We start from the raw sequence: 22548 nt of genomic DNA, 5'->3' as shown, positions 1-22548 counted from the left end.
CCGGCCGAAAGCCCAAGTACGTCCAGTACGAGGACTTCCGGCCGGTGCGGCGAGAGTGCGTGCCGGGCGTCGCGACGGGGCGAACGTTGCCTGCCGCGGCACTAGAGAGGGAGGGCGGGAGGGAAAGCGCTTTCCCTCCCGACGGCTACTTAAGGTACGCCAGCCCGGGGTGGACGTCTTTGTACCCCTCGACCAGCCTGCGGGCCACGTTCACCGAGTCGACGAGCGGGTGCAGGGCGAACGCCTTCACGGCCGTCGTACGGGAGCCGGACTCGGCGGCGGCCAGCACCTCTCGCTCGACGCCCTTCACCGCACAGACCAGTCCGGTGGCGTGCTCGGGCAACGGGGCCACGGCCACCGGGTGCGCGCCGCCCGCGTCGACCAGGCAGGGGACCTCGATGACGGCGTCCGTGTCGAGTGCCGAGAGGACGCCCTGGTTGCGGACGTTGAGGATCAGGGTCGTGCGCTCGTCCCGGGCGATGGCCCGCATCAGGGCGAGGGCGACCTTCTCGTAGCCGCCGGAGAGGTCGTCGGCGTCGCGTTCGCCGGCGCCGGCCGTCTCCCGGTTCTCTGCCATGTAGGTGGCCTCGCGTTCGGCGCGGGTGCGGTCCCAGGCGGTCAGGGCCGCCGCGTCCGGGCGCTTCATCTCCTCGTAGAAACGGGCCTGCTGGTCGGCCAGGAAGGCGCCGCGGGTCTTCTCGGCCTGCTGGTAGGCCCGTACGGCTTCCCGGTTGAAGTAGTAGTAGTGCAGGTACTCGTTGGGGATCGCGCCGAGCGACTGCAGCCAGTCGACGCCGAAGAGCTTGCCCTCCTCGAAGGAGCCGAGCAGGTCGGGGTCGGCCAGCAGTCGGGGCAGTTCGTCGCGTCCGGCGACCCGCAGGCCGCGCACCCAGCCGAGGTGGTTGAGACCGACGTAGTCGATCCAGGCCTCCTTCGGGTTGGCGCCGAGGACGCGGGCGATACGGCGGCCGAGGCCGACCGGCGAGTCGCAGATGCCGATGACGCGGTCGCCGAGGTGGCGGGACATGGCCTCGGTGACGAGTCCCGCCGGGTTGGTGAAGTTGATGACCCAGGCGTCCGGGGCGAGGCGGGCCACCCGGCGGGCGATGTCGACGGCGACGGGCACCGTCCGCAGACCGTAGGCGATGCCTCCGGCGCCGACCGTCTCCTGGCCGAGGACGCCCTGCGCGAGGGCCACCCGCTCGTCGTTCGCCCGGCCCTCCAGGCCGCCGACCCGGATCGCGGAGAAGATGAAGTCGGCGCCGCGCAGGGCCTCGTCCAGGTCGGTGGTGGCGGTCACCCGGGGGGCGTCGGGGACGGCGGCGGCCTGTTCATCCAGTACACGGGCGACTGCATACAGTCGACTGTCGTCAAGATCATGCAGAACGACTTCCGTGACCCGGCCCTCGCCGCGGTCCTTCAGCAGCGCTCCGTACACGAGCGGCACCCGGAACCCGCCACCGCCCAGAATCGTCAGTTTCACGCTTGCACCTTTCCTGCCACGACCACCTCGACGCCCGCCTCCTCGAAGGAGGACCGCGTCACCGGATCGACCGGCGTGTTGGTCACCACCACGTCCAGGTCCTCGGGACCGCAGACCTTCGCCATGCCCGTACCCGGGAACTTCGCCGAGTCGGCGAGCAGGACGACCTTGTCACCGGCCTTGATCATGGCCCGTTTCACCGGCACCTCGACGACCGTCGTGTCCATCACGTGCCCGCCCGGGCGCACTCCACTGGTGCCGAGGAAGAGCCAGTCGGCGTGCAGCTGGCGCAGATTGTCCTCGGTGAGGAAGCCGACCAGGGAGCGGTACTCGCGGCGGACCATGCCGCCGAGCAGCACCAGTTCGATGCCCTCGTCGTCGGCGAGTTCCTCGTAGACCACCAGGTTGCTGGTGATCACGGTTAGCCGGCGGCCGTGCAGCTGCCGGGCCAGCCGGTAGGCGGTGGTGCCGATGTCGAGGAGCACCGACTGGCCGTCCGCGACCATGGCCGCGGCCCGGGCCGCTATCGCGTCCTTCTGGGCCACGCGCACTTCGGCGACCTCGGCGAAGGGCTGGTCGCCCTCCTCCGCGACGGCGCCGCCGTGCACCCGGGTGAGCAGGCCGTCCTCCTCCAGTTTGACCAGGTCACGCCTGATCGTGGCCGGGCTCACACCCAGCTGCTCGGAGAGATCCGTCACGGCCGCGGGACCACCGGAGCGCAGGGCCCGCAGGATGAGTTGATGTCGTCGTTCTGCCAGCACGACGTGAACACTACTCGTCATCTTCAATCAAATCTATGCTCACTTCTGCTGAGGTATTGACCAATGTCGCCGAGGGGCGCACGATTCCGGTCACCGAAATGAAGAGTTTTGACGAGACGCCCTGACGGCCGGCCCCCGGTCGACGGACGGACTCGCCCGGCTCTTCCGACGAGAGGATCTGTGGTGGACGACGACCGGCCCGAGGTGCTGCTCACCGGGCTGCTCTTCTACGACCTCGTCCTCACCGGGCTCGGCGGGCCGCCGAAGCCGGGCGAGGAGATCTGGACGGCGGGCATGGGCTGCGGCCCCGGCGGCATCGCCAACCTCGCGGTGGCCGCGTCCCGCTTCGGGCTGCGCACCTCGCTGGCCACGGTCTTCGGCGACGACTTCTACGGCGCCCACTGCCACGAGGTGCTGGCCGGCCAGGAGGGCGTCGACCTGTCGCTCTCCCGGGTGGCGCGGGGCTGGCACACGCCGGTCACCGTCGCCCTGGCGCACGGCCACGACCGGGCCCTCGTCACCCACGGCCAGGAACCGCCGTACTCGCAGGACACGCTGATGGGCGACCCGCCCGAGGCCCGCACGGCCCTCGTGCACCTGGAGGCCGAACCGCGCGCCTGGCTCGCCAAGGCGGCCGCGAACGGCACGCAGATCTACGCCGACGTCGGCTGGGACCCCACCCAGCAGTGGTCGCCCGACCTGCTCGCCCAGCTCGCCCTGTGCCACGCCTTCCTGCCCAACGAGACCGAGGCGATGGCGTACACCCGCACCGACAGCGCGGTCGCCGCGCTCGGCACGCTCGCGGAGCTGGTGCCGGTGGCCGTGGTCACCCGGGGCGCGGACGGCGCGGTCGCGGTCGATCAGGCGAGCGGGGAGTACGCGGAGGTCCCCGCACTTGACATCGATGTCCTGGACGCGACGGGCGCCGGCGACGTGTTCGGCGCGAGCTTCGTCGCGGCCTCGCTGCGCGGCTGGCCGCTGGTGGAGCGGCTGCGGTTCGCGGTGCTCGCCGCCGGGCTCTCCGTCCAGCACCACGGCGGCGCGCTGGCGGCCCCCGGCTGGTACGGCGTCGACCGCTGGTGGCGCTCGGTGACCGACCCCGAACTGAAGCGGGCGTACGGCTTCCTCGCCGACCGCATCCCGGCGGACGTGGGGCCGCCCGTGCGGTACGCCCCGGTCACCCCGCCGGTCCTGCGGCCCTGACCGCGAACCGGCGAGGACGACCTCCACGTATGCCCCTCGAATTGCACCCCGTCTGCAAAGACGCGAACAGATCCGAAAGGCGGTGGGAGCTGTGCAGCTCTCACGAAGAGGCCTGCTGCGCGCCGGCCTCGCCGGCACGGCGGCCACGGCGCTCGGCGGCCTGGCGACCGGCTGTGCCGTTCCGACCGGCTCCACCGGCAGGAACATGGTCATGTGGTACTGGAGCGGCGGACTGAGTCCGAAGGTCGTCGATCAGGCCAAGGCGCGCTACGACAGCCAGGTGAAGCTGCAGGCGATCCAGATCGGCGGTTACTACCGTTCCAAGCTGATGACGACGATGACCGGGCGCGCGCACATCCCGGACATCGCCGGGCTCAAGGGCGAGGACATGGCCTCGTACCTGCCCAACGCCGACCAGTTCGTCGACCTGCGCACGCTCGGGGCGGACAAGCTCAAGGACCGGTACCTGCCCTGGAAGTGGAACGAGGGCATCGCCGAGGACGGCTCGATGGTGGGCTTCCCCATCGACTGCGGTCCGGTCGCGCACTACTACCAGCCGGCTGCCTTCGAGAAGGCCGGGCTGCCGTCCGAGCCCGCGGACGTCTCCCGGGAGCTGGCCACCTGGGACCAGTTCATGGCGGCCGGCGAGCAGCTCAAGAAGCGCGTTCCCGGCGCTTTCATCCTGACCGACGCCCTGAGCATCTACGGCATCTCCATCAACCAGACGACCAAGCGGTTCGTCGACAAGGACCGGCACTTCATCGGCGACCAGGAGCATGTGCGCACCGCCTGGGCCCGTGCCGTCGAAGCCACCCGGCGCGGACTGGTATCGAAGATCGTCAACGGCACGCCGGACAACATCTCGGCCACCGAGCGCGGCCTGCTGCCCAGCCAGCTGAACGCCTCCTGGGCGGCCGGCGACATCAAGCTCAACACGCCGAAGACCAAGGGCAAGTGGCGGGTGGCGAGCTGTCCGGGCGGACCGTCGAACATCGGCGGCTCGTTCCTGGCGATCACCAAGGCGTGCCGCGAACCGGAGCAGGCCTTCGAGATGATCACGTGGATGCTCGACGCGGACAACCAGGCCCAGGGCTTCGTCGACTCGGTCCTGTTCCCGTCGACGCCGGCCTCGTACGCGTTGAAGCAGCTGCGCGAACCCGATCCGTTCTTCGGGAACCAGATCACCATGGACGTCTTCGGACCGGCGGCGGAGAAGATCCCCGTCGCCTTCAACAGCCCGTTCGACGTGGCGCTGAAGACCCCGATCGACGACGAGCTGCGGAACTTCTCCGTCCTCGGCAAGGACGAGAAGCAGGCCTGGAAGGACGCCATGAGCAAGTGCCGGCGGATCGCCGACCACCTGGGGGTGAGCTACTGACATGGCTACCGCACCTGTGCTGGACACGCCCCCGCCGCCCGTCGCGGAGCCCCCCGCCGTCCGCCCGTCGAAGGGCATCCTGAGCCACTGGCGGCTCTACGCCGCGATCTCGCCCTTCTATCTGCTGTTCCTGGCCTTCGGGCTGATCCCGGTCGGCTTCTCGCTGTATCTGTCCTTCCACCGCTGGGACGGACTCGGCTCGATGGAGTACGCGGGACTCTCGCAGTACCGCTATCTGGTGTCGGACAGCCAGTTCTGGGGCTCGGTCGGCAACACGCTCGTCATCTGGGCGCTGGCCACCATCCCGATGATCTTCCTGTCCATGGTCACGGCCGTGATGCTCAACTCCGCGGTCCGCTTCAAGAACGTCTACCGCTTCGCTTTCTTCCTGCCGAACGTCACCTCGATCGTGGCGGTCGCGATCATCTTCGGCTCGGTCTTCTCCACCAACTTCGGCCTGATGAACGCCGTCCTGCAGGCGGTCGGCCTGGATCAGGTGGCGTGGCTGAACACGCCCTGGGGCATCAAGGTCGCCATCGCCACGCTGATGACCTGGCAGTGGACCGGTTACAACGCGATCATCTTCCTGGCCGGCCTGCAGACGATTCCCGGCGAGCTGTACGAGGCGGCGCGGATGGACGGCGCCGGTCCCGTGCAGACCTTCTTCAAGGTCACGCTGCCGCTGCTGCGGCCGACGCTGCTCTTCGTGCTCGTCATCTCGACGGTCACCGGGCTGCAGACCTTCTCCGAGCCCCAGGTGCTGCTGCAGACCACGGACAACAACTCGTCGTTCGCGGGCGGCCCCGGTCACTCGGGCCAGACCATGGTCCTCTACTTCTTCCAGCAGACCTTCGACAACAACGACTTCGGTTACGGCGCCGCCGTGGCCTGGGGCGTCTTCCTCGTCGTCATCATCTTCTCGATCATCAACTGGCGCCTGGTGCAGCGCCGGGGCGAAGACTAGGAGGCTCCGACCATGTCGTCCATCAAGGGTTCGAACCGCCGGGGCATCGCCCTGCACATCTCACTGATCATCGGTCTGCTGCTCTCGGTCTTCCCGTTCTACTGGGCCGTGATCATGTCGACGCACTCGTCGACCGAGATCTTCTCCTATCCGCCGAAGCTGCTGCCGGGCTCGCACTTCCTGGAGAACGTCCGCCATCTCTTCGACAACGTCGACTTCTTCGGGTCGATGTTCAACTCGCTGCTCGTGGCCTGCTCGGTGACCTTCCTGGTCCTGTTCTTCGACTCGCTGGCCGCGTTCGTCTTCGCAAAGTTCCAGTTCCCGGGCCGACGTGTGCTGTTCGCGTTGATGATGGCGATCTTCATGGTGCCGGCCCAGCTCTCGGCCATCCCGCAGTTCGTGATCATGGCGAAGATCGGCTGGATCGGCTCGATGACGGCGCTGATCGTGCCGGCGGCGGCCAACGCGTTCGGCATCTTCTGGATGCGGCAGTACATGAAGAGCGCGATCCACGACGAGCTGCTCGACGCCTCGAAGATCGACGGGGCGGGCTTCATGCGCCAGTACTGGCACGTGGCCCTGCCGGTCGTCCGACCCGGTCTGGCCTTCCTGGGCATCTTCACGTTCATGGGCCAGTGGAACGACTACGCCTGGCCGCTGATCGCCCTCACCAACCCGGACAACGTCACCCTCCAGGTCGCCCTCTCGCAGCTGAACGGCGTCCATGGCACGACGGACTACGGAATGGTCATGACGGGCGCGCTGCTGGCGCTCATCCCCCTGCTGATCGTCTTCGCGATCGGCGCCAAACAGATCATCGCCGACCTCGGCAAGGGAGCCATCAAGTGACTGACCCGCTTCTGACGCTCCGCCCCTGGGAGTCACCCGAGGTGACCTCCTGGGGGCGGCTGCCCATGAACGCCGTCGACCGGCGCTCCGGAGCACACTCCCTGGACGGCGACTGGCGCTTCCAGCTGCTGTCCGCTCCGGACGCGCCGGTCGGCGGTGCGTGGTCGTCGACGTTCGTGCCCGGTGTATGGACCATGCAGGATACGGACGACCCGCTGCGGTCGACGGTCGACCTTCCGCAGTATCTGAACATCCGTATGCCGTATACAGAATTCCCTCCACGGTCGCCCGCGGACAATCCGACGGGCGTCTACGAGCGTGAGATCGACGTCCCCGCCGAGTGGGCCGGCCGCCGGATCGTGCTCCAGGTCGGGGCTGCCGAGAGCGTGCTCCTCGTGCATGTGGACGGGCGGCCCGTCGGCATCTCCAAGGACTCCCATCTGGCCGCAGAGTTCGACCTGTCGGGCGTCGTACGCCCCGGCGGGCGGTCCGTCGTACGGCTGACGGTCGTCAAGTGGTCGGACGCCTCGCACATCGAGGACCAGGACCACTGGTGGCACGGCGGGATCACCCGCTCGGTGCTGCTGTACGCCACCGACCCACTGCATCTGGCCGACGTCGGCGTGCGGGCGTCGGCGGACGGGGAGCTGCGGGTCGACTGCCAGGTGCGCGACGCGGGCGGGGCGCTGCCCGAGGGGTGGTACGTCAGCGGGGAGCTGGACGGACTGCCGCTGACGCAGGACGCGGAGTTCGACCTGGCCAACGCCGAGGAGGAGCGCGTCTCCGACTTCCTCGGCGAGGCACGTCTGCTCGCGCGCGTGCCCGAGGTGCGCACCTGGACGGCCGAGACGCCCGAGCTGTACGGGCTGACGGTGCGGCTGCACCGCGCCGACGGCTCCGTCGCGGACGCCTCCTCGCACCGGATCGGTTTCCGGGACGTCGAGATCGTCGGCCGGGATCTGCTGGTCAACGGGGAGCGGGTCTTCATCCGGGGGGTCAACCGGCACGACTTCCACCCGCTGACCGGGCGGACCGTCTCGGCCGACGACATGCGGGCCGACCTGGTGCTGCTCAAGCGTTTCGGCTTCAACGCCATCCGCACCGCGCACTATCCGAACGACCCCGGGCTGTACGACCTCGCCGACGAAATCGGTTTCTACGTGGTCGACGAGGCGGACATCGAGTCCCATGACCACGCCCATGAGATCGCCGACGACCCGCGCTATCTGAACGCCTTCGTCGACCGCGTCTCACGCATGGTGCTGCGCGACAAGAACCACCCGTCGATCATCATCTGGTCGCTCGGCAACGAGTCCGACTACGGCGCGAACCACGACGCGGCCGCGGGCTGGGTGCGCCGGCACGACACGACCCGGCCGCTGCAGTACGAGGGCGCCGCCAAGCGCGGCTGGGCGGATCCGAAGGTCGCCTCCGACATCGCCTGCCCGATGTACGCGCCCCTGGAGGACTGCGTGGCGCACGCGCTGTCCGGGGAGCAGACCAAGCCGCTCATCCAGTGCGAGTACTCCCACGCGATGGGCAACAGCAACGGCACGCTGGCCGACCACTGGGCCGCCATCGAGACCACCCCGGGTCTTCAGGGCGGGTTCATCTGGGAGTTCTGGGACCACGGCATTCTCCAGGGTGTGAACGACGGAAGACCGGTCGGGCGTGGGGGCGCCGGACTCTATGACAACGGTGTCACCGCACCCGGCTACCGCTGGGCGTACGGCGGTGACTTCGGCGAGAAGGACCACGACGGCGCGTTCATCGCGGACGGCGTCGTCTTCCCCGACCGCACCCCGAAGCCGGTGATGTACGAGCACCGTGAGCTCGCCGCGCCGCTGCGGCTGCAAGGGTTCCGGCACGAGGGGCTGGTCCTCTCCAACCACCAGCACTTCCGCGGTCTCGAGTGGCTCGCGGGCGAGTGGGAGCTGTCCCTCGCGGACGGCCCGACGCTCACCGCGACCGCCGAACTGCCCGACCTGCGGCCGGGCGAGACGGCCGTGGTGCCGGTGCCGTTCGCGCTGCCCGAGGACGGCGGCGAGGCATGGCTGACCCTGCGGGTGACGACGGCGGAGGACCTGCCGTGGGCGCCGCGCGGCACGGAGGTGTGCGCGCCGCAGGTGCGGTTGCGGGCGGCTGTGCCGACCCAGGACGCAGAAGCTCTCGGGCACGTCGGAACTCCGGGGAACGTCCGGACTGCGGGGGACGTCGAGCTCGACGACGACGGGCTTCTCGTCCACCCCCTGCTGGCCGTCGCGCCGGCGCTGTCGCTGTGGCGGGCGCCCACCGACAACGACGAGTTGGGCGGGATGGCGCTGCGCTGGCGGACCTGGGGTCTGGACTCCCTCGTGCGCAAGCCGCTGTCCGTCCGCCGCGACGGCGACGGGGTGACCGTGTTCTCCGAGTACGCCGGCACCACCGGCGTCGTGCGGCACCGGCAGGTGTTCACGCCGGTCGAGGGCGGCCTGCGGATCGACGAACAGGCCGAGCTGCCCGAGGAGTTCGACGACGTGGCACGGGTCGGCACGGTCTTCGAGACGGTTCCGGGGCCCGACCTGCTGGAGTGGTTCGGACAGGGCCCCTGGGAGTCCTACCCCGACCGCAGCGGCGGTGCGCCGGTGGGCCATCACCGCCTCCCCGTCGACGAGTTGTTCACTCCGTACCTGCGTCCGCAGGAGAGCGGCGGCAGGCACGGGGTGCGGCGCTTCACGCTCTCGGCGCCGGACGCCACCGGCCTCGCGGTCACGCTGGACGAGCCGCGCCAGGTCTCCGTCACGCGCTACCGCGCCGAGGACCTGACCGCCGTCGCCCACCATGACGAGCTCGTGCCACGCGCCGGCTGCGTGGTGCACCTCGACGCGGCGCACCGCGGCCTCGGCACGGCCTCGTGCGGTCCCGACACCTTCCCCTCCTACCTCGTCGCACCGGGCGTCCACCGCTGGAGCTGGACCCTGCGCGTCCTGTAACACCCGTTCTCTACACGGACTTTCCTACGGAGCACATGTGTGTACTTCGCATGCCCAGAACCCGGGCGAGGCCGCGCAGGCCGGTGCCGGAAGACGCGGATTCCTGCGGGCCACCGCCCTGCTCGGCGCCGCCGCCACAGCCGGCGTCGCACTGCCGGCCACCGCGGAGGCCGCCTCCCCCGAGGCGGCCTCCGCCAAGTGGCGGCCCGACGCCGACAGTCGCCGCTTCACGCTCGCGGTCATGCCCGACACGCAGTACCTCTTCGACGGTCCGAGTATCGACAAGGAGCCGATCGAGGCGTCCCTGCGCTATCTGCTGGAGCACGGCCGGGACGAGAACATCGTGTTCCTGTCCCACCTCGGCGACCTGACGGAGAACGGCGCGAAGAGCGAAGTCACCGCGATCAGCGAGGCGTTCGGGCTGCTGGACCGGCGTGGGGTCGGCTACAGCGTCCTGGCCGGCAACCACGACGTGAAGTCGTCGACGACCGACCAGCGCGGCGCGACCCCGTACCTGGACGCCTTCGGCCCGCAGCGCTTCGAGGGGAAGTCCACCTTCGGCGGGGCCTCCCTGGACGGCTACAACACCTTCCACCTGTTCCGGGCGGCCGGCCGGGAGTGGATGGTGCTGGCGCTGGACTGGCGGCTGTCGGACCAGGGCTACGCCTGGGCCGCCGACGTCCTGGCCCGGCACCCGAAGACGCCCGTCGTGCTGACCACGCACGAGCTGGTCGTCGAGGACGACTCCCTCTCCGCGTACGGCCAGCAGCTGTGGGACCGGCTGATCGCGAACCACGACCAGATCTTCCTGACGCTCAACGGGCACTACTGGCCCGCCGGTCGGGCAACGCGCAAGAACGCGGCGGGACATGACGTCCATCTGCATCTGACGAACTATCAGAACCGGTACTTCGGCGGTGCGGCGATGATCCGCCTCTACCGCTTCGACCTCGACCGGAACGTCATCGACGTGGAGACGGTCTCCCCGTGGATCCTGGGCCGGGCCGCGAAGGGGCTCAACGAGCTGGAGCGGCAGGAGATCGAACTCAGCGGCGACACCGACCGGTTCTCGGTCGACATCGACTTCGCCGACCGCTTCTCCGGCTTCGACCCGGCGCCGGTCCGGGCGGCGCGTCCGGTGTCGTCGACGCTGGTGCGCGGCACGGTCGCGTACTGGCGCTTCGACGGCCACGACGACGGCACGGCGGTCGCCGGCACGGTCCGCGACCTGTCCGGGCGCGGCAACGACCTCAGCCTGGTCAGCGTCGGCGGCGGCGCGCTCACCTGGTCGTCCGACCACCACCCCGACCAACCCGGCCACGGCAGCCTGGAGTTCCAGGGCTACAAGTCGCCGCTGAAGGGCGCGTACCTGAAGACGGTCGACGGTGCCCCGCTCAACTCGGCCACTTTCAAGGCCGGTTACACTATCGAGGCCTTCTACCGGCTGCCCGCCGACTGGGACCCCTCGCACAACGCCTGGTCCGGTCTGGTCAGCCGCACCGGAACGGGCGGCGCGGCCGGCAAGACCGCCGACGATCCGGACGAGCCGATCGCCACGCTGTCCCTCTCCGACGGACCCGGCCCGCAGTGGGCGGTCCGTCCGCTCGACCAGGAGGGGATCGCCACCAACTGGGGGGACGAGACCGCCCGGGAGAAGTGGTGGCACGTCGCCGTCGTCAACGACGGCAGGCACACCACGATGTACGTCCAGGGCTGCCCGGTGGCCCGCAATCCGCACGCCTCCGCCGTCGGACTCACCTCGGTGGGGCTGCCCTGGCTGCTCGGCGGTTACGAGTACGCGGGCAAGATCGACCAGATCCTGCACGGCCGCCTCGGTGACGTGCGCATCGTCGAACGGGCGCTCCCCGTCACCTCCTTCATGAATCACTGACCCCTTCACGAGGATCACCGTGACCGAGCAGCAACTGCCCGCCTGGGCCGATCCGTCCGTCTCCCCCGCCGCTCTCGACGCCCAGGGCGTGTCGAGGCGCGGACTCCTGCGCAGCGCCGGTCTGTTCGGCGCCGCGTTCGCCCTGGGCGGGGCGGCCACCACCCCCGCCGTCGCCGCCGCCGGCCAGGGCTACGGCGGGGAGGACCCGCGTCTCGCTTATCTGGTGGGCGACCACCACGTGCACTCCGTCTACAGCCACGACGCCAAGTACACCTTCTCCCAGCTGGCCGAGGCCGCCGCCGAGTACGGCCTCGACTGGATGGTGTTCAACGAGCACTCCAACTTCGGGCACGCCCACTACGGCGCCGCGATGGAGCACAAGGAGATCCTCGAGGCCCGCGCCGCGAACCCGCGCCAGCTGATCTTCCAGGGGCTGGAGTGGTACATCCCGGCCGCCGAGCACTGCACGGTGTTCGCCGCGCCCGGCCCGCACGAGGTCGACCTGCTCACGCAGTTCGAACTCGCCTACGACGGCAAGCTCCTGGGCTACACCGAGGGCGCGGCCGGCGCGACCGACACCGCCCGCAACGAGGCGCACGCCGTCAAGGCCGTCAAGTGGCTGGCCGAGCAGCGCCGCAAGGGTTACGTGGACGACGTCCTCGTCCTCGCCAACCACCCGCTGCGACTCGGCATCGACTCCCCGCACGAGATGCGGGCCTGGCGCGACGCGGCCCCCGAGATCATGATCGGCATGGAGGGCGCGCCCGGCGCCCAGGGCGCGGCGATCCCGGGCTGGCGCGGGAACACCTCCGTCCGCGGCGAGTACGAGAACAAGCCGTCGGCGCAGTCCTGGGCGGGCTACCCGGCGAACGCCTACCTCACCTACGGCGGCTTCGACTGGGCCACGGCGACCGTCGGCGGGCTGTGGGACTCGATGCTGGCCGAGGGCCGGCTGTTCTCGATCACCACCAACTCCGACAACCACCGGACCGTCTTCGACACCTGGAAGAACGGCGACTGGCCGGCCGGGCAGAACTTCGACGACACCGGCAAGCTGCCCGACCCGGTGAACACCGACACTCCGCAGGCCGGCAGCGACTTCTGGCCGGGCCAGTTCAGCCGCACCCACGTGGGCGTGACCCGCTACGGCTACCGCGCTGTGATGACGGGTCTGCGCGAGGGCCGGGTCTGGCTGGACCACGGGCATCTGCTCGACGGCCTGGAGGTCCGGCTGCGGCGGGAGCACAGCAACGGCCGGGGCGTCACCCTCGGCGGCCGACTGCGGGTCCGCAAGGGCGAGAAGCTCACGTTGAACATCACCGTCACGAGCACCTCCCGCCCCAACCCCCAGGGAATCCTGCCTGAGTTGGCGCACGTGGACGTGATCCGGGGCGCGGTGCGCGGCGCGGTGTCCGACCGCGACACATGGCAGGCGCCCGACACGAAGGTCGTCCACACGACCGACGTGAGCGGCCGCAAGGGGACGTACACCCTGCGCGTCACGGTGCCGGTGGGCGACGAGTCCTTCTACGTCCGGCTGCGCGGCAGCGACGGCAACCGGCACGGAACCGGTTACCTGGGTGCTTTTGTGGACCCCCACGGCCCGATCCCCCACGACCCGGGCAACGGCGACCCGTGGGCCGACACCTGGTTCTACTCCAACCCGATCTTCGTGGACGTCGTGCGCTGAGACGCCCCCGAACGGGGGCGTGGGGAACCACGCGACCAGCCACGACGGCCGCGCGGTTCCCCACAGCGTCAACCCCTACGGCCCGTCGCAGAGACCGCTCTCACACATAGAACCGCGAAAGACTCTGCAGCACAGCCGCCGGCTTCGCACCCCCCTCGATCTCGATCGCGCCGTCGACGGTGATCTGCACGCCGCCCGGCACGTCCTCGACCTCGGTCAGCTTCCCGACCAGACGGATGCGCGAGCCGACCTTCACCGGCGAGGGGAACCGCACCTTGTTCAGCCCGTAGTTGACCTTCGTCGTGACGCCCTGGACGTCCAGCAGCTCGGTGAACAGCGGGATGAAGAGGGAGAGGGTCAGGTAACCGTGGGCGATGGGAGCGCCGAAGGGCCCTTCCTTCGCCCGCTCGGGGTCGACGTGGATCCACTGGTGGTCCCCGGTCGCGTCGGCGAACGTGTCGATGCGCTCCTGGGTGACCTCGATCCACTCGCTGGTGCCCAGGTCGCTGCCGGCCAGCTTCTTCAGCTCGTCGACGCCGTTGACGGTGATGCTCATATGCCGTTCCTCACTCAGGAGTTGCGCAGGAGTTGTTTCGGGAGGCGCTTTCGGGAGGTGTTTCGGAAGCCGTTTCAGGAGTTGGTGCCGTACCGGGAGCGCACCCGGGCCTTGAGGAGCTTTCCGGAGGCGGTGCGCGGAAGTTCGTCCGCCACCACCACGGACTTGGGGATCTTGTACTTGGCGAGCCGACCGGACAGCGAGGCCAGCACCTCGTCGGGATCGAGCGAAGCTCCCTCGCGGGGCACGACGACCGCGCGCGGGACCTCGCCCCACTTGTCGTCGGACACGCCGATGACCGCGCACTCGACGATGTCGGGGTGGGCGAGGAGCAGATCCTCGATCTCGGCGGGGTAGATGTTCTCCCCACCCGAGATGATCATGTCCTTTATGCGGTCGACGATATGCACGTAACCGTCTTCGTCGATCCGGGCCGCGTCCCCGCTGCGGAACCAGCCGTCGGCGAAGGAGGCGGCCGTCTCCTCGGGCAGCCCCCAGTAGCCGGGCATGACATGCGGCCCGCGCACGACGACCTCGCCGGTCTCGCCGACGTCGACCGGGCTGAGGTCGGGCCGCAGGACGCGAACGTCGCTGAAGAAGTGCGGGACACCGGCCGAGCCCGCCTTGCTGATCGAGTGCTCGGCGTCCAGGAACAGCGTGCCGGGGGCGGCCTCGGTCATGCCGTAGCCCTGGAGGAAAGTGAGCCCGCGCTCCTGGTAGGCGGCGATCAGCGGCGTGGACACCGGGGAGCCGCCGCAGGTCAGGATGCGTAGCGAGGACAGATCGGCGTCCGGCCAGCGCGGGTGCCGGGCCACCTGCTCGAACATCGTCGGCACCCCGAACATGAAGGTGATCCGGTGCCGTGCGATCAGGTCGAAGGTGGCCTCCGGGTCGAAGGCCTCGACCAGGACGCAAGTGCCGCCCTTGAGGAGCACCGGGAGCGTCAGCATGTTCAGCCCGGCCGTGTGGAACAACGGCGCGGAGACCAGGGCGCGTTCGTCGGCGATCAGGTCGGTGTCGATGAGGACGTTGATCGCGTTCCAGGTGAGGTTGCCGTGCGTGAGCATGGCGCCCTTGGGACGGCCGGTCGTGCCCGAGGTGTACATGATGATGCAGGTGTCGTCGGGGGTGACCGGCGTGTCGATCGCCTCGTCGGAGGCCTCGGCGAGCGCCTGCTCGTATTCGGCGCCGACCTCGACGTACGTCCGGACGTCCGTGTTCCCGGGCAGTCCGGCGACCAGGCCCGCCTGCGCGGGGCCGTAGACGAGCGCCTTGGCGCCGGAGTCGGCGAGCTGGTAGGCGATCTCGGGTCCGGCCAGTCGGGTGTTCAGGGGGACGAACACCGCGCCGAGCGTGCCGGCGGCGAACAGGGTCTCCAGGTAGGAAGGGTGGTTGGGGCCGAGGTAGGCGATACGGTCGCCGCGCCGCACTCCGCGGGCCCGCAGGGCGTGGGCCAGGCGCGTGGTGCGTGCATACAGTGTGCGATAGTCCGTCGACTGTTCACCGTTTACCAGGGCGGTGCGGTGCGGGGTCTTGCGGGCCCGGCGTGCGGGCCACGACCCCAGTCCCTCGTTGCGCATCTTCCACGCCCCTTACGGTGTGATCAGCCCGAGCAGCCGGGCGGCGTTCTCCTTGAGGATCTTCGGCTTCACCTCGTCCTTGATCGTCAGCTTGTCGAAGTCGGCGAGCCAGCGGTCGGGGGTGAGGACGGGGAAGTCGGAGCCGAAGAGGACCTTGTCCTTGAGCAGCGTGTTGGCGTACTGCACGAGCTGCGGCGGGAAGTACTTCGGCGACCAGCCGGACAGATCGATGTGCACGCCCGGCTTGTGCGTGGCGACGGCGAGGGCCTCGTCCTGCCAGGGGAAGGACGGGTGCGCCAGGATGATCTTGAGGTGCGGGAAGTCGGCCGCCACGTCGTCCACATGCAGCGGGTTGGAGTACTTGAGCCGGATCCCGCCGCCGCCCGGGACGCCGGCGCCGATGCCCGTCTGACCGGTGTGGAAAAGGGCGATGGAACCGGTTTCCTCAATCACCTCGTACAGGTCGTACGCCACCGAGCGGTCGTTGGGGAAGAAGCCCTGGATGCTGGGGTGGAACTTGAAGCCCTTCACCCCGTACTCCTCGACCAGGCGCCGCGCCTGCCGCACGCCCGCCTTCCCTCGGAAGGGGTCGATGGAGGCGAAGGGGATGAGGACGTCCGCGTTGGCGGCCGCCGCCTCCGCGACCTCCTCGTTCGGAACCGGGGCCGTGCCGGTCGCGGACTCGGCGTCCACCGTGAAGATCACGGCGGCCATCTTCCGCTCCCGGTAGTAGGCGGCCGTCTCCTCCAGGGTCGGCTTCCGCTTGCCCTCGACCTTGAAGTAGGCGGAGGACGCGTCGTGCAGATCGTCGTCCAGCGAGGAGTGCCCCTTGGAGGACACCTCCGCGTGAGTGTGGACGTCGATCGCGACGAGTTCGTCGACGTTCATGGCGGGGCTCGGAGAGGGGTTCGCCGTGGGGTTCGCGGTGGGGCTCATCACGCCTCCGGGAACTTGGGGGCCGGGATGCCGACCGTCTGGAGCTCGGCGCCGACCGAGGTGGGGAAGACGTCGGCCAGGCTCTCCGGGGTCCAGCCGCCGTCGGCGTAGGCCGCGCGGATCTCCTGCGGATGCGACCAGAGTGCCACCTTGTCGCCGCCGATGCCGATGGCCTGGCCGGTGATGCCCCGGGCCGCCTCGGAGGCCAGGAAGGGGACGAGCGCGGCGCAGTCCTCAGGGGTGCCGAAGCCCTCGCCCTTGCGCAGGAAGTCCGGGAACGGCTCGCCGTTCTTCAGCGCCTCGACGTACGGGGCGAACGCGGGGATCGTCTCGGTCATCGCGGTCGCGGCGACCGGGACGATCGCGTTCACGGTGATGCCGGCGCGGCCCAGTTCCATGGACCAGGTGCGGGCGAACGCGGCGATGCCGGCCTTGGCGGCGGCGTAGTTCGTCTGCCCGAAGTTGCCGCGCTGACCGGCCGGGGAGCCGACGAGGATCAGCGTGCCGCCCTCGCCCTGCTCGCGCATCCGTACGGCGGCGGCGCGGGCACAGGTGAAGGTGCCCTTGAGGTGGGTGGTGATCACCGCGTCGAAGTCGTCGTCGGTCATCTTCCACAGCACCTTGTCCCGCAGGATGCCCGCGTTGGTGACGAGGACGTCGAGCCGGCCGAACTCCTCCACCGCGCGGCTCACCAGCCGGTCCGCGGCCTCGGCGGTGCCGACCGGGACCACCTCGGCGACCGCTTTGCCGCCGGCCTCGACGATGGACTTCACGGCCTGCTCGGCGACCGCCTCGTCGACGTCGTTGACGACCACGGAGGCGCCGCGGGCGGCCAGGGCGTGAGCATAGGCGAGGCCGAGGCCCCGGCCACTGCCGGTGACGACGGCGACCTTGCCGGAGAGATCGATGCTGGGCACGACGGTGTCCCTTCACATGGGGTGCGGCTTCGAGATCGAAGCTAAGAGCAATAATTGTTGTCGTCAATAGTTGTTGTCCACCTACGGGTGCGCCATGCTGGAATCCGTACGACGGACGACCGCCGAGAATGACGTCGACAATGACGTCGAGAACCACCCCGAGATCCACTCCGAGACCCGTCACGAGATCCACCCCCAGAAGGGGACCGAGCCCAGGGAGCCCGCCATCGCCCGCCAGGACAACGCAGTGAACGCCGCCCCGATCGACGCGGACGAGCCGTGGATGCGCGCGTTGCACGCGGACACCGGTTACCTGCTGTATCGCCTGGGGCTGCGCTCGGGTCAGGTCTTCAACACGTTCCTCCAGGAGTCGGGGCTGCGGCTGCGCCACTACGCGGTGCTGCGCTTCCTCGCCACCTCCGAACGCACCCTCCAGCGCGAGCTGAGCGCGCGGCTCGGCTACGACCCCAGCGCGATCGTCGGCCTGGTGGACGACCTGGAGAAGCTGGGCTTCGCCGAGCGCCGCCCGGCCCCGGACGACCGCCGCAGCCGCATCGTCGTCCTCACCGAGGACGGCCGCGCGTTCCTGCGCGGCACCGACGAGGCCAGTCTGCGCGTGACGAACGAACTGCTGGACCCCCTGGACCCGGCCGAACGCGAGACGCTGCACGGGCTGCTGCTGCGGATCGCCGAGGACGGACTGGCCTGATGCCGTGGGGAGAACCTGATGGGTCAGACGGGTCAGTCAGGCAGGATGAGTCAGTCCGGCGAGACGGGTCAGTCGGGCGAGACGGGTCGGACGGGCGGGATGGATCGGACCGGCGGGATGGATCACGGCGTGCTCGCCGCGCACTCCCGCTCCGCGCCGGACCGGCTGCTCGCCGTGCTCGGCGCGTTCGACCACACGCACCCCGCGCTCTGCCTTACCGACATCAGCCGCCGCGCCGGGCTGACGCTCTCCACCGCGCACCGACTGGTGGCAGCGCTGACCGAGTGGGGCGCTCTGGAGCGGGACCCGTCCGGGACCTACCACGTGGGCTTGCGGCTGTGGGAGGTCGCCGCACTGGCGCCGCGCGGCCTGGCGCTGCGACAGGTCGCGTTGCCGTTCCTGGAGGACCTGTACGAAGCCACGCACGAGAACGTGCAGTTGGCGGTGCGGGACGGATCCGAGGTCGTCTATACCGAGTGGCTGTCCGGGCGTTCGGCGGTCGGCGTGCACATCCGGGTGGGCGCCCGCTGGCCTCTGCACGTCACCGGCGTGGGGCTCGCGCTGCTGGCGCACAGCAGCTCCGAGTCCCAAGAGACTTACTGCGCAGGGACGTTGGCCTCCTACACCGCGCACACCATCACCGATCCGGTGCGGTTGCGCCGGGTGCTGGCCGAAGTGCGGCGCACAGGCGTAGCGGTGAGCAGTCGTCAGGTCACCGAGGACGCCCTGTCGGTGGCCGCTCCGGTGCGCGGTCCGGGCGGTGCGGTGGTCGCCGCCGTGTCGGTCGTCGTCCCGCACGCCGACGCGCAGGTCCCGGTGCTGGCGCCCGCCGTGCGCCTCGCGGCCCGCGGGATCTCGCGGGCCCTGGGCTGGCAGCCGGAGGGCCGACGGGAGTGAGTCCCGGGGCCACGAGCCGGGTCCCGGCGGCGAACTGCGGTGAACTGCGGGGACGAGACGGGGGTCGGTGATCTCGGGATCGCCCGGCGAGAATGCGCAACCATGATCGAGATCGGTTCGCTGGGCCCGGAGGACCGCGCCGCATGGGAAGTGCTGGCGCGCGGCTACAAGACGTTCTACCGCACAGAAGTGCCCGACGAGGGCTACGAGGAGATGTGGCAGCGCCTGCTGCGCGACGACGAGGTGCACGCCGTCGGCGCGCGGGCGGACGGCAGGCTGGTGGGCATGGCGCACTATCTGTTCCACGCCTCGGGCTGGATGGCGGACAGCTGCTACCTCCAGGACCTCTACGTCGACGAGGCCGTGCGCGGCCGGGGGGTGGCACGGGCGCTGATCGAGCGGGTGGCCGACGCGGCGCGCGAGCGGGGTGCCGCCCGCCTGTACTGGAGCACCCAGGAGGGCAACGCCACCGCCCGCGCCCTGTACGACAAGGTCGCGAACTTCAACGGCTTCATCCGCTACGACTACCCGCTCACGTAGGACTCGCGCGGGACTCACACAGGCACGACCGCTTCCCGCGACAACGCGCCGCTGCTCGGGCACGGCCGGGCTCGGGCAGGAGCGGGCTCAGGCAGGAGCGGGCAGCGGACGGGCGCGGGCAGCGGACGGTGTCTCTCAGGCCGTCCTCACAGGAATCTCAGACGGCGACTGTCGGATTCAAAGGATCGCCCCATCTGGGAGGCGCAGGATGCACGCGCAAAGGCGAACAACTCAGGAAGGCGTGCCGTGGGCGTCTCGCACATATCGAACCGGTCCGAGCAGCAGTCGCAGGGGTGGTCCCGGCGCGGAATCCTGGCCGTGCTCGGCGCGGTGCCGGCCGTCGCGCTGACCGGGTGTTCCGGGTCGGCGGACGCCTCGGAGAACACGGCCGGGACGTCCGCCTCGGCGTCCACGAAGGCCTCGGCGGCCGCCCCGCAGCCGGTGATCTCGGTCACCCCCGCCGACGGCGCCACGAAGGCCGCCTTCACCAGCCCCGTCGAGGTCACCGTGACCGGCGGCACGCTCGCCTCCGTGAAGGTGACGGGCAACGACGGCTCGACGCTGGCCGGCTCCCTGGACGCGGCCGGGACCAAGTGGGCGTCGACCGCCAACCCGTACTCCGGCACCAAGTACACGGTCACCGCGCAGCCGGAGGGCGCCGCCGCGCAGACGGCCACCTTCACCACGAAGTCCCCCGGTGAGACCTTCGTCGGCTACTTCACCCCCGAGGCGAACTCCACCTCCGGCGTCGGCATGCCGGTCTCGATCAACTTCTCGCACGCCGTGTCGGACAAGGCAGCCGTGCAGAAGGCGATCACGGTGACCGCCGAGCCCGCCGTGGACGTCGTCGGGCACTGGTTCAGCGACACCCGGCTCGACTTCCGGCCGCAGACGTACTGGGCGGCCGGCACGACGATCACCCTCGGTCTGCGGTTGAAGGACATCGAGGGATCGGATGGCGTCTACGGTATGCAGTCGAAGGACGTCACCTTCCACATCGGGCGCGCGCAGATCAGCACGGTGGACCTGTCGAGCAAGGAGATGGTGGTCGAGCGGGACGGCGCGACGTCGGCCACCTATCCGGTCTCCGGCGGCGACTCCGAGCACACCACCTGGTCCGGGATCATGGTGATCAGCGAGCGGTTCAAGCAGACCCGGATGGAGTCCTCCACGGTCGGCCTCGGCGACGAGTACGACATCTCCGACGTCCCGCACGCCCAGCGGCTGACCACCTCCGGCACTTTCGTGCACGGCAACTACTGGGCCTCGACCTCGGTGTTCGGCAGCCAGAACACCAGTCATGGCTGCATCGGCCTGCACGACGCCAAGGGCGCGAACGACAGCTCCGTGGCGGGCTACGAGTTCTACGAGAGCTCGATGCTCGGCGACGTGGTGATCGTGAAGAACTCGGGCGAGAAGACCGTCGACCCGGCCAACGGCCTCAACGGCTGGAACCTGTCCTGGGCGGACTGGAAGGCCGGCAGCGCGCTTTAGTTCGTTTGCCCGGTTCACGCCGTGAACTTCCATGCCCTGAAAGGACTTTCTTCGCTTTAACTCTTGACGGTCCTCGGGACGGAGAGCACATTGGGCCCACTTTGAGAGCGCTCTCAAACGCTGTCGAAGGCACCCGCGCCCATCACTCCGTACCCGAGAGGCACCCCCCCATGAGTGCAACCTCCGGCATACCCAGAAGGCGACGCGCGCTCATCGCCGTACTCAGCACGCTAGGTCTGGCGGCCGCCGCCGCGGCGGTCGTCACCCTGCCTGCGAACGCCTCCGCGCCCACGCCCCCGACCGGCTGGACACAGGTCTTCCTCGACGACTTCACCGGCGCCGCCGGCACCGGCGTCAGCACCTCCAACTGGCAGTACAGTACCGGGACTTCATACCCGGGCGGGCCTGCCAACTGGGGCACCGGCGAGGTCGAGACGATGACCAACAGCACCAGGAACGTCTCGCTCGACGGCAACGGCAACCTGCGCATCACGCCGTTGCGCGACTCCGCCGGCAACTGGACCTCGGGCCGCATCGAGACCACGCGCACCGACTTCCAGCCCCCGTCCGGCGGCAAGCTGCGCATCGAGTCCCGGCTGCAGATGCCGAACGTGACCGGAACCGCCGCCGAGGGCTACTGGCCGGCGTTCTGGGCGCTCGGCGCACCGTACCGGGGCAACTACCAGAACTGGCCGGGCGTCGGCGAGTTGGACATCATGGAGAACGTCCAGGGCCTGAACAAGGTGTGGGCGACGATGCACTGCGGCACCAACCCAGGCGGCCCGTGCAACGAGACCACCGGCATCGGCAACTCCCTCGCGTGTCCCAACACCACCTGCCAGTCCGGCTTCCACACCTACACGATGGAGTGGGACCGCTCGGTGACCCCCGAGACGATCCGCTGGTACGTGGACGGCGTCAACTTCCACACGGTCACAGCCAACCAGGTCGACGCGACCACCTGGACCAACGCGACGAACCACGGCTACTTCATCATCCTGAACGTGGCGATGGGCGGCGCCTTCCCGGACGCCTTCGGGGGCGGCCTGGACAGCGCCACCGAGCCGGGGCACCCGATGGTGGTGGACTACGTGCAGGTACTCCAGGCCGCGGGCAGTGGAACCGGTACCACAACACCTCCGCCGACCGGCAGCCGTGACGCCTACGGCACGATCCAGGCCGAGTCGTGCAACAGCCAGTCGGGCACGGCCACCGAGACCACCACGGACACCGGCGGCGGCCAGGACATCGGCTCCCTCGCCAACGGCGACTGGGCGCTGTACCAGGGCGTCGACTTCGGCTCCACGGCGGCGACCCAGTTCAGCGCGCGGGTCGCCAGCGGTGCGGCCGGCGGGGTCAGCGGACTGGTCGAGGTACGCCTCGACAGCCGTACCAGCACGCCCATCGGCAGCTTCTCGGTGGCCAACACCGGTGGCTGGCAGTCCTGGCGGACGATCCCGGCGAACATCAGCTCCGTCACCGGCACCCACGACGTCTATCTGACCTTCACCAGCGGCCAGCCGGCCGACTTCGTGAACGTCAACTGGTTCACCTTCGGTCACTGAGCCACTGAGCCACTGAGTTACCGAGAGCTGCTGAGCACCTGGCAACACCCCTGGCGGCGCCGGGCGGTTGCCCCGTTACCTTTTCCGTGGCCCCGCAATGGGGCGCCTGGCCCCCGGGTCCGGTATGGCTGTGTGCCCCCTGTCGTACGGATGACCTGGGGGG

The 22548-nt window shown here is 69.7% G+C and carries 18 protein-coding genes; 12 read left to right on the top strand and 6 right to left on the bottom strand.

What is annotated here, in order from left to right; genetic code table 11:
* Positions 1–145 precede the first annotated feature (145 nt).
* Positions 146–1483, bottom strand: a complete 1338-nt coding sequence (locus AB0J04_RS39595; protein WP_363173508.1) for a 6-phospho-beta-glucosidase — start codon at positions 1481–1483, stop codon at positions 146–148.
* Entirely contained in the window at positions 1480–2244 is a 765-nt protein-coding gene (locus AB0J04_RS39590; protein WP_363173507.1) for a DeoR/GlpR family DNA-binding transcription regulator, read from the bottom strand. The genes AB0J04_RS39595 and AB0J04_RS39590 overlap by 4 nt, the downstream gene beginning before the upstream one ends.
* Before the next feature lie 183 nt (positions 2245–2427).
* On the opposite strand from AB0J04_RS39590, the gene AB0J04_RS39585 reads away from it, so the two are divergent.
* From AB0J04_RS39585 to AB0J04_RS39555, 7 genes are all read left to right on the top strand, one after another.
* Positions 2428–3447 (top strand): carbohydrate kinase family protein, encoded by a 1020-nt coding sequence (locus AB0J04_RS39585; protein ID WP_363173506.1) that lies wholly within the window; start codon positions 2428–2430, stop codon positions 3445–3447.
* Between the two features lie 91 nt (positions 3448–3538).
* Positions 3539–4825, top strand: a complete 1287-nt coding sequence (locus AB0J04_RS39580; RefSeq protein WP_363173505.1) for an extracellular solute-binding protein — start codon at positions 3539–3541, stop codon at positions 4823–4825.
* A 1-nt stretch (position 4826) separates the two neighbouring features.
* Complete coding sequence (locus tag AB0J04_RS39575; protein ID WP_351912725.1) at positions 4827–5789, top strand: sugar ABC transporter permease; 963 nt, start codon at positions 4827–4829, stop codon at positions 5787–5789.
* Positions 5790–5801: 12 nt separating this feature from the next.
* Complete coding sequence (locus AB0J04_RS39570; protein ID WP_358804013.1) at positions 5802–6638, top strand: carbohydrate ABC transporter permease; 837 nt, start codon at positions 5802–5804, stop codon at positions 6636–6638.
* A complete protein-coding gene (locus tag AB0J04_RS39565; protein ID WP_363173504.1) occupies positions 6635–9610 on the top strand; it encodes a glycoside hydrolase family 2 TIM barrel-domain containing protein in 2976 nt (991 codons plus the stop codon). Before AB0J04_RS39570 ends, AB0J04_RS39565 begins: the two co-directional genes overlap by 4 nt.
* Before the next feature lie 37 nt (positions 9611–9647).
* Entirely contained in the window at positions 9648–11501 is a 1854-nt protein-coding gene (locus AB0J04_RS39560) for a LamG-like jellyroll fold domain-containing protein (protein WP_363173503.1), read from the top strand.
* Between the two features lie 19 nt (positions 11502–11520).
* Positions 11521–13191: a PHP domain-containing protein gene (locus tag AB0J04_RS39555; protein ID WP_363173502.1), complete on the top strand. Its 1671-nt coding sequence runs from the start codon at positions 11521–11523 to the stop codon at positions 13189–13191.
* Positions 13192–13291: 100 nt separating this feature from the next.
* On the opposite strand, the gene AB0J04_RS39550 is transcribed toward AB0J04_RS39555, so the two are convergent.
* The 4 genes from AB0J04_RS39550 to AB0J04_RS39535 form a co-directional block, all read right to left on the bottom strand.
* On the bottom strand, positions 13292–13747 hold the full coding sequence (locus AB0J04_RS39550) for a MaoC family dehydratase (RefSeq protein ID WP_363173501.1): 456 nt from the start codon (positions 13745–13747) through the stop codon (positions 13292–13294).
* A 74-nt stretch (positions 13748–13821) separates the two neighbouring features.
* On the bottom strand, positions 13822–15327 hold the full coding sequence (gene menE / locus AB0J04_RS39545) for an o-succinylbenzoate--CoA ligase (protein ID WP_363173500.1): 1506 nt from the start codon (positions 15325–15327) through the stop codon (positions 13822–13824).
* Positions 15328–15339: 12 nt separating this feature from the next.
* The gene (locus AB0J04_RS39540; protein ID WP_363173510.1) at positions 15340–16215 is read right to left on the bottom strand and encodes an amidohydrolase family protein; all 876 of its coding nucleotides are present in this window, start codon (positions 16213–16215) and stop codon (positions 15340–15342) included.
* 47 nt (positions 16216–16262) lie between these two features.
* Positions 16263–17180, bottom strand: a complete 918-nt coding sequence (locus AB0J04_RS39535) for an SDR family oxidoreductase (RefSeq protein WP_363173499.1) — start codon at positions 17178–17180, stop codon at positions 16263–16265.
* Between the two features lie 283 nt (positions 17181–17463).
* Between AB0J04_RS39535 and AB0J04_RS39530 the strand changes: the two genes are divergently transcribed.
* The 5 genes from AB0J04_RS39530 to AB0J04_RS39510 all read left to right on the top strand — a co-directional run bounded on the left by AB0J04_RS39530 (position 17464) and on the right by AB0J04_RS39510 (position 22385).
* Positions 17464–17889, top strand: a complete 426-nt coding sequence (locus AB0J04_RS39530; RefSeq protein ID WP_363173509.1) for a MarR family transcriptional regulator — start codon at positions 17464–17466, stop codon at positions 17887–17889.
* Positions 17890–18006: 117 nt separating this feature from the next.
* A complete protein-coding gene (locus AB0J04_RS39525) occupies positions 18007–18786 on the top strand; it encodes an IclR family transcriptional regulator (protein ID WP_363173498.1) in 780 nt (259 codons plus the stop codon).
* A 102-nt stretch (positions 18787–18888) separates the two neighbouring features.
* The gene (locus AB0J04_RS39520) at positions 18889–19326 is read left to right on the top strand and encodes a GNAT family N-acetyltransferase (RefSeq protein ID WP_363173497.1); all 438 of its coding nucleotides are present in this window, start codon (positions 18889–18891) and stop codon (positions 19324–19326) included.
* A 246-nt stretch (positions 19327–19572) separates the two neighbouring features.
* Positions 19573–20820: an Ig-like domain-containing protein gene (locus tag AB0J04_RS39515; protein ID WP_363173496.1), complete on the top strand. Its 1248-nt coding sequence runs from the start codon at positions 19573–19575 to the stop codon at positions 20818–20820.
* Between the two features lie 170 nt (positions 20821–20990).
* A complete protein-coding gene (locus AB0J04_RS39510; protein ID WP_363173495.1) occupies positions 20991–22385 on the top strand; it encodes a glycoside hydrolase family 16 protein in 1395 nt (464 codons plus the stop codon).
* Positions 22386–22548 lie beyond the last annotated feature (163 nt).

It is taken from the genome of Streptomyces sp. NPDC050263 (genome assembly GCF_040655955.1).
Taxonomy (GTDB): Bacteria; Actinomycetota; Actinomycetes; order Streptomycetales; family Streptomycetaceae; genus Streptomyces.
This window is presented reverse-complemented; position numbering and strand designations above follow the sequence as displayed.

Bases quoted from the DNA above. Each gene is read 5' to 3' on its own strand.
- AB0J04_RS39575 (WP_351912725.1), top strand. From the start codon at position 4,827: ATGGCTACCGCACCTGTGCTGGACACGCCCCCGCCGCCCGTCGCGGAG.
- AB0J04_RS39570 (WP_358804013.1), top strand. From the start codon at position 5,802: ATGTCGTCCATCAAGGGTTCGAACCGCCGGGGCATCGCCCTGCACATC.
- AB0J04_RS39550 (WP_363173501.1), bottom strand. From the start codon at position 13,747: ATGAGCATCACCGTCAACGGCGTCGACGAGCTGAAGAAGCTGGCCGGC.
- menE (WP_363173500.1), bottom strand. From the start codon at position 15,327: ATGCGCAACGAGGGACTGGGGTCGTGGCCCGCACGCCGGGCCCGCAAG.
- AB0J04_RS39540 (WP_363173510.1), bottom strand. From the start codon at position 16,215: ATGAACGTCGACGAACTCGTCGCGATCGACGTCCACACTCACGCGGAG.
- AB0J04_RS39530 (WP_363173509.1), top strand. From the start codon at position 17,464: ATGCGCGCGTTGCACGCGGACACCGGTTACCTGCTGTATCGCCTGGGG.
- AB0J04_RS39525 (WP_363173498.1), top strand. From the start codon at position 18,007: ATGGATCACGGCGTGCTCGCCGCGCACTCCCGCTCCGCGCCGGACCGG.
- AB0J04_RS39520 (WP_363173497.1), top strand. From the start codon at position 18,889: ATGATCGAGATCGGTTCGCTGGGCCCGGAGGACCGCGCCGCATGGGAA.
- AB0J04_RS39510 (WP_363173495.1), top strand. From the start codon at position 20,991: ATGAGTGCAACCTCCGGCATACCCAGAAGGCGACGCGCGCTCATCGCC.